Genomic DNA, 7,579 nt, shown 5'->3' on the forward strand with positions numbered 1-7,579 from the left:
GCGCAGCCATTGCCGTTCGACGATCCCAAGAAAACCAAGCGCACCGCCAAGGGCTGAGGCATCATCGACAGCGAGGGGTTTCGAGGCACGAAGGAAGAATGGCAACAAAGACGATCATCAGCCGGCCCATCTACGGAACCCTGTCTCCGCAGCCCGGCAAGCACCATCTATTCGTGGCGGATGCCGAAGGCGCGCTCGCGATCGTCGACATGGCCGGCAAGGCGCCGGCCGAGTTCTTCGACGATGCCGAGATCGTCTTCATTCCGGGTCCCGACGGCAAGCACATTGGCGCTCTCGAAGCGCTGAAGCCGGCGCAGCTCCATATTGCGCCGTCCTTCCCCAGCCTGCTGCCGCGATTGAGGCAGACCCTGACCAACGCCCATATGGGCCTGCGTCTCTATCTTAGCGGCACCGAAGGGCTGATCGGCCAGGCCATGCAGGTGGCGCTCGAGGCCGGCATCGACCACACCTCCATGCAGACCGAGCATCGCGGCTCGCTGGCGCGCCGCATGCAGTGCGTGCACTGCAAGGGCATCACCGAGAACGTGACGACGCAGCCGGCGACCTGCGCGCATTGCGGCCTGCTGCTTCTGGTGCGCGACCACTATTCGCGGCGCCTGGCCGCCTTCCAGGGCGTCTGCATCAATGCCGAGGATCGCTCAGAGATTCCTTCGATGGAGGAGGTCTTCCGATGAGCACCGGCACCACCAAGCTCGACGTCGTCGTCAGCCATGTCGTCCCCGTCAACGATCTGGTCACCCGCTTCCATTTCCGCCGCCGCGACGGCGAACTTTTGCCGACTTTTTCCGGCGGCGCCCATGTCGTGGTCGAGATGCGCGACGGCGACCGCACCCGGCTCAACCCCTATTCGCTGATGGGTTCGCCGCTCAATACAAGCGAATACACGATCTCGGTTCGCCGCGACGATGTCGGCCGCGGCGGCTCGCTGTTCATGCACAGGTCGGTCAAGCCCGGCCTGGAGATGGTGATCAGCTATCCGGTCAATCTGTTCTCGCTCGACCTGAGAGCCAGGAAGCACCTGATGCTGGCCGGCGGCATCGGCATCACGCCGTTCATGGCGCAAACCGCGCAACTGGCGGGGTCGGGTGGCAATTTCGAGCTGCATTACACCTGCCGCACCGCTTCGCTCGGCACATATGCCGATATCCTGCAGCAGCGCTACGACCGCCGGGTGAAGCTTTACCACGACGATCGCGACGAGCGCATCGATCTCGACCGTCTGCTTTCGACGCAGCCGCTCGGCACGCATCTCTACGTCTGCGGCCCGGCCGGCATGATCAACTGGGTGCGCGACCGCGCCGCCGCTCTCGGCTGGCCGTCGGAAACCGTGCATTTCGAGCATTTCGCGGCGCCCCAGCCCGGCGCGCCCTTCGATGTGGCGCTGGCCGTCAGCGGCAAGACGATCCGTGTCGGCTCGCAACAGAGTCTGCTCGAGGCGATCGAGGCCGCCGGCGTCGATCCGCCCTATCTCTGCCGCGGCGGCGTCTGCGGCCAGTGCGAGACCAATGTCATCTCGGCAGACGGCAAGTTCATCCACAACGACCACTGGCTGAGCGAGGAAGACCATCGCTCCGGCTGCAAGATCATGCCTTGCGTCTCGCGCTTCGAGGGCAAGTCGCTGGTCCTGGAAAGATAGGAGGCGAGCTTGGGCATCACCTTTCGCAAGGAAACTTTTCGGGACGACTACACCTTCCGCAACAGCCCTGAGCACATCAGGCGCTTTCCGTTCCCGTTCAACGAAGACAGCTACATGTATGCCGTCAACATCGAGCCGCATGTCGTCGGCCCGAAAGGCAGCGTGCTGGCAAACCTGATCGACGTCGACGAGCACTATGTCGCCGAGATGCAGGATCGCGCGCTGGTGCTGGCCGAGGATCCGCTGCGCTGCCAGTCGCTGCCGCATATGACGCTGGCCGGCTGGGACCTGCTCGAGCTTTTGATGGAGCAGCAGGCGCTCGGCTATCCCGATCATTTCACGCTGACGCGCGACGGCGACCGCTGGCGCTGGATCAACCGGCCGCTCGGCATCGACGACACCTTCACCTTCGGCGACACCTCGACGCTGCCCTACGGCCCGATGGAATACATCACCCGCCAGAGCCAGGGCGATTTCTGCATCCTCGACCAGCGCGACGGCAATCTGTGGATGGATGCCGGCATGGTCACCACCCAGGCCGATTGGTCGCTCGATTTCGACATCGGCATGAACTTCTTCGAGTGGCACGCGCCGGTGCCGCTGGCGCACGAGAAGGGGATTTTCATCCGTGCGCTGAAGTTCCTCACCAACATCCAACAGGGCAAACCGGCGCGCCGCCTGAACTGGACGATGACCATCAATCCGCGCCTCGACACCAGCCCGGAGAACTACCACAAATGGGGTCCGGACCGGGCGACGGTCACGCCGGAGAATGTCGGCGACAAGGTGCATCTGCGCGTCGAGCTGCAGAGCTTCTGGCGGCTGCCGCGCTCGAACGGCATCGTCTTCCCGATCCGCTGCTATCTGATCAAGATGGACGAGCTGGTGACGCAGCCGAAATGGGCGTGTCGCCTTCACCGCGTCATCCGCGACCTGCCCGAGGAACTCGCCACCTACAAGGGCCTCACCCGCTACCGTCCGACGCTGGTCGAGTGGCTGTCGAAGCTGGATGACGGGAGCCCGACCAGCCCGGGGTTTGGGCCGGATTGAAACTGTCGGCGGGACAGCGCCCACCTCTGTCCTGCCAATCTCCCCCACGAAGGGGGAGATCAGCCAATCACCCAGCGCTGCTTTGCGGATAGCAGATGATGGAAAGGTACCGCATCGGCAGCCGCGTCAGCTGTTCCGGTCCGTGCGGTGCGTCGGCGTCGAAGAACAGGCTGTCGCCAGGTTTCATAGGATAGAGATTGCTGCCGTGCCGGTACACCACCTCGCCCTCCAGCATGTAGAGGAACTCCATGCCGGCATGCTGGAAGGTCGGGAAGACGTCCGAATCCTCAGTCAGCGTGATCAGATAAGGCTCGACGACGACGCCGCTGGTGTTGGAGCCGATATGGCCGAGCAGATTGTACTGGTGGCCGGCGCGCGTGCCGCGGCGCTCGACATCGAGGCCTTCGCCGGCCTTGACGAAGACGGCGCTATGCTCCTCCTCGAAGCGGCGGAAGAAGGCGGTGACCGGAACGCCGAGCGCGCGCGACAGCGCCTGTAGCGTCGTCAGCGACGGCGAAGTGATGCCGTTCTCGATCTTCGACAGCATGCCGAGCGAAATGTCGGTGGCGGTCGCGAGATCGGCGACGGTAATGCCGAGCTTCTTGCGGAATGCCCGCACCTCGCGGCCGATCGCCACTTCCAGCACCTTTTCGCGCGTGTCGCGAATGGCATGCGGGTCCTGGGTGAGCGGCGTGCGGATCGTTCGCCCGTTCGGGCCAATGCTCTTCGGCGAGGGCTTGCCCTTTGTGGCGCCGGCAGCGTGCTTGAGATCGGAAGTCTTCTTCGCCATGTCGCCCTCAGATTCTGCGAGAATTTCACTCATGGTGAACATATTCGGCGGCGATACAAGAGGGCAAACGCGACGGCAAGCCATCCTATGTCGCAGGGCCATTCCTCGCCAAATTGTCCGTCGCCGGTTTTCCGCGTGAAATCCGCTGCATGCCAACGCCGTTCACGCAGTTGGTTATTGACAGCACAAGAGGGCCAATTACTGTCACTGACAGTGAAATTTGTTTCGCTAGGGAAAATGAGAACGGGAGACCCGCCATGAACAGTCGCGTTGCCGTCATCGGAGCAGGACCCTCGGGTTTGGCTCAGCTTCGAGCCTTCAAGTCGGCCGCCGATAAGGGCGCCGAGATTCCGGAAGTCGTCTGCTTCGAGAAGCAGTCCGACTGGGGCGGCCTGTGGAACTACACCTGGCGTACCGGGCTCGACGAGCATGGCGACCCCGTGCATGGCTCGATGTACCGCTATCTCTGGTCGAACGGGCCGAAGGAATGCCTCGAATTCGCCGACTACACCTTCGAGGAGCATTTCGGCCGGCCGATCGCCTCCTATCCGCCGCGCGCTGTGCTCTGGGATTACATCAAGGGCCGCGTCGAAAAATCAGGCGTGCGCAAATGGGTGCGCTTCAACACGCCGGTGCGCATGGTCACCTATTCCGATGCGACGAAGAAATTCACCGTCACCGCGCATGACCGCAGCAATGACGTCACCTACTCGGAAGAGTTCGACAATGTCGTCGTCGCCTCCGGGCATTTCTCGGTGCCCAACGTGCCGTTCTTCGAGGGGTTCGCCACTTTCAACGGCCGCATCCTGCACAGCCACGACTTCCGCGACGCCATGGAGTTCAAGGGCAAGGACATCTTGATCATCGGTCGCTCCTATTCGGCAGAGGACATCGGTTCGCAGTGCTACAAATACGGCGCCAAGTCGATCACCTCCAGCTACCGCTCGAAGCCGATGGGCTTCAAATGGCCGGAGAACTGGAAGGAGGTGCCGCTGCTGCAGAAAGTCGTCGGCAAGACCGCGCTTTTCAAGGACGGCACCACCAAGGAGGTCGACGCCATCATCCTGTGCACCGGCTATTTGCATTCCTTCCCCTTCCTCACCGACGACCTCAAGCTCAAGACCGCAAACCGCATGTGGCCGCTGGACCTCTACGAGGGCGTCGTCTGGGAGAAGAATCCGAAGCTGTTCTATATCGGCATGCAGGACCAGTTCTACACCTTCAACATGTTCGACGCGCAGGCCTGGTACGCGCGCGACGTCATCATGGGCCGCATCAAGCTGCCGTCGGCCGAGGTGATGGCCGAGCATAGCGCCAAGTGGCGCGCGCGCGAGGAGACGCTGGAGGACGCCGAGCAGATGATCTGGTTCCAGGGCGACTACACCAAAGAGCTGATGGACCAGACCGACTATCCGGGCTTCGATGTCGAGGCGGTCAACCACACTTTCATGGAGTGGGAGCATCACAAGGTGGAGGACATCATGGGCTTCCGCGACCATGCCTACCGCTCGCTGATGACCGGCACCATGGCGCCGCTGCACCATACGCCATGGCTGCAGGCGCTGGACGATTCCATGGAGAGCTATCTTGAGGTGAAGGGCGTCGCGGCGGAGTAACGCTTTCGCGACCAGGCGCGCTTGCCGTCAGCCCGGCACGGCGACCCAGCCGTGCCGGCGCTGGTCGAAAACCGACCGCGTCGGCGCCGGAAACGATGGGTCGGCGAAACAGCCGACGGCAACGGCGACCGCCGCCGGCCGTCGCGACGGATACCAGAACACCGTCGAGCCGCACGTTCCGCAGAAGTGGAAGGCGATGGGACAGCCGCTGTCCGAATCGCGCTGGAATGTCCGCGACGACCCGGTGATCTCGGTCGTTGCGGCATCGACGAAGGCCGCTACGCCGAACGGGCTGCCGGTCCGCCGCTGACAGTCCAGGCAATGGCAAAGCGACACTATGTCGGGCTCCCGCTGGCAGCGGATCTGCAATTGGCCGCAGGCGCAGCTGGCTATCCGGCTGGTCATACTCTCTCTCCTTTGGGTGGTTTTGGCGCTTTGGGTTTTACCCCAGCCTCGCCCTGGCTTTCGCGGTCCAGGCGTTGAACAGCCGGTCGGCGACGATGCCGATGAAGGCGATCGCCAGGCCGGCCACGATGCCGCGGCCGGAATCGGCTTTGGACAGCGCGATGAACACCTCCTGGCCAAGGTCGCGCGTGCCGATCATGGCGCAGATGATGATCATCGCCAATGCCATCAGGATCGTCTGGTTGACGCCGAGCATGATCTCGGGCAGCGCCAGCGGCAGTTGTACCCGGAAGAAGGTCTGGCGCGGCGTGCAGCCCGAAACCTTCGCCGCCTCGATCAGCGCCGGCGGCACCTGGCGGATGCCGTGGTTGGTGTAGCGGATTGCCGGCACGACGGCGAAGGCTATCGTCGCGATCATCGCGGTGACGTCGCCGACGCGGAACAGCATCACCACCGGGATGATGAAGCAGAAGGACGGCAGCACCTGCAGCGTGTCGATGATCGGCGTGACGATCTTCTCGAAGCGCTCGCTGCGCGCGGCGGCAAAGCCGATCGGAATGCCAATCAGGCAGGAGATGAAGGCCGAGATGCCGCAGAGATAGACCGTCGCCATGGTCTTTTCCCAGAGCCCGGTGACCGCGCAGAAGGCGGTGAGACCCGCGACCAGCGCGGCAAGCCGCGAGCCGCCGAGCTGGTAGCCGGCAAGGCCGAGCAGGAACACAGCGCCAAGCCACGGAAAACCCTCGCAAAAGGCGCGCACGGGATTGAGCACGTTGAGGATAAGCGCCACGCGGAAGGCCTCGATCGTGTCGAAGAAATTGATCGTCACCCAGTTCACCGCCGCCTTCCACAACGGCGCCGTCGTGAAGGTGATCGCTTTCGGCACCGCCGCGAAGCTGGGCACCAACAGGCTGAGCAGCGTGGTGACGACAAGAATGGCGACAGCCCACGTCAGGTTGGGATAGCGCCGCCAGAAATTCGGGCTAGCCGCCTGGTGCGTCTGACCCATCGCGTGGTTGTGGGCGATCGCCTGGCTCAGCCGGTCGAGCGCGATGGCCAAGGCGACGATGGCGAGGCCGGCCTCCATCGCTTCGCCGACCTTCAGCGCCCTCAGCGCCAGCAGCACGTCATAGCCGAGGCCGCCGGCGCCGATCATCGAGGCGATGATCACCATGTTCAGGGCCAGCATAATGACCTGGTTGACGCCGACCATCAGCGTTGGCCGCGCCGAGGGCAGAAGCACGCGCCACAGTTTCTGCCTGGCCGTGCAGCCGGCCATCTCGCTGAACTCGTCGATCTCCGATGGCACGCGCTGCAGGCCGAGCATCGTCGCCCGCACCATCGGCGGCGTGGCAAAGATGGCGGTGGCGATCATCGCCGACACCGGGCTGTTGCCGAACAGGAGCAGCATCGGGATCAGATAGGCGAAGGTTGGAATGGTCTGCATCAGGTCGAGGGCAGGGGAGACGACGAACCTCTCCGCCCAGGGCTTGCGCCAGGCCCAGATGCCGACGAACAGGCCGGTGACGATGCAGAACGGCACCGCGATCGAGATCAACGCCAGCGTCAGCATGGCGCTGGTCCACTGGCCGAACAGCGCGACATAGGCAAAGCAGCCGCCGACCAGCACACCCAACTTCCAGCCGCCGGCGGCGCGGCCGGCGAGGAACGCCGCAACGCATACGCCGAGCCAGGACAGGCGCGGCAGGATGAAGGCATCCGCGCCATGGCCGATCTTGAAGTTCTTGGCCAGAAGATTGAGCGCGAAATCGAGCGGCACGCCAAGCACCGCCGTGATCGAGCGCGTCAGCCAGGAGAAGTTCGTCTTTATCCACTTCATCAGGTCGCTGATCCAGTCGGCGACCGGAATGACGGCGTCGGCCGGATAGTTGACCGCCCAGGGCACTTTGTCCTCGAGCAGGAACACGACCAGCACCGCGAGAAGCGCCAGCGCCCAGATCGCCAGCCAGCGCTGGACCGGCGGCCTGGCTTCGCTGACGCTCGCCGTCACCGTCATGCGCCGGCTCCGCTGCGCTCGATGCCGGCCAGCAGGTCGATCAC

General features: G+C 63.8%; 7 protein-coding genes. 4 read left to right on the top strand and 3 right to left on the bottom strand.

Annotation, left to right across the window (positions count from 1 at the left end):
- Positions 1–98 precede the first annotated feature (98 nt).
- Genes EN742_RS17050 through EN742_RS17060 form a run of 3 tightly spaced genes read left to right on the top strand, consistent with a single transcriptional unit; the run spans position 99 to position 2,707 of the window.
- Positions 99–695 (top strand): dimethylamine monooxygenase subunit DmmA family protein, encoded by a 597-nt coding sequence (locus EN742_RS17050; RefSeq protein ID WP_127406116.1) that lies wholly within the window; start codon positions 99–101, stop codon positions 693–695.
- A complete protein-coding gene (locus tag EN742_RS17055; protein ID WP_128333056.1) occupies positions 692–1,657 on the top strand; it encodes a PDR/VanB family oxidoreductase in 966 nt (321 codons plus the stop codon). Before EN742_RS17050 ends, EN742_RS17055 begins: the two co-directional genes overlap by 4 nt.
- 9 nt (positions 1,658–1,666) lie before the next feature.
- On the top strand, positions 1,667–2,707 hold the full coding sequence (locus tag EN742_RS17060; protein WP_127406118.1) for a DUF3445 domain-containing protein: 1,041 nt from the start codon (positions 1,667–1,669) through the stop codon (positions 2,705–2,707).
- A 67-nt stretch (positions 2,708–2,774) separates the two neighbouring features.
- Here EN742_RS17060 and EN742_RS17065 read toward each other — a convergent pair whose 3' ends face one another.
- Entirely contained in the window at positions 2,775–3,497 is a 723-nt protein-coding gene (locus EN742_RS17065; RefSeq protein ID WP_126056034.1) for an XRE family transcriptional regulator, read from the bottom strand.
- Positions 3,498–3,754: 257 nt separating this feature from the next.
- On the opposite strand from EN742_RS17065, the gene EN742_RS17070 reads away from it, so the two are divergent.
- Entirely contained in the window at positions 3,755–5,113 is a 1,359-nt protein-coding gene (locus tag EN742_RS17070; protein ID WP_127406981.1) for an NAD(P)/FAD-dependent oxidoreductase, read from the top strand.
- A gap of 27 nt (positions 5,114–5,140) precedes the next feature.
- On the opposite strand, the gene EN742_RS17075 is transcribed toward EN742_RS17070, so the two are convergent.
- Both EN742_RS17075 and EN742_RS17080 read right to left on the bottom strand, forming a co-directional pair.
- Positions 5,141–5,518, bottom strand: coding sequence for a GFA family protein (locus tag EN742_RS17075; protein ID WP_127406982.1), 378 nt, complete (start codon positions 5,516–5,518; stop codon positions 5,141–5,143).
- A 37-nt stretch (positions 5,519–5,555) separates the two neighbouring features.
- Positions 5,556–7,535: an ABC transporter permease subunit gene (locus tag EN742_RS17080; RefSeq protein WP_127406983.1), complete on the bottom strand. Its 1,980-nt coding sequence runs from the start codon at positions 7,533–7,535 to the stop codon at positions 5,556–5,558.
- Between the last annotated feature and the right edge of the window lie 44 nt (positions 7,536–7,579).

This window comes from Mesorhizobium sp. M4A.F.Ca.ET.020.02.1.1 (genome assembly GCF_004022645.1).
GTDB lineage: Bacteria > Pseudomonadota > Alphaproteobacteria > Rhizobiales > Rhizobiaceae > Mesorhizobium.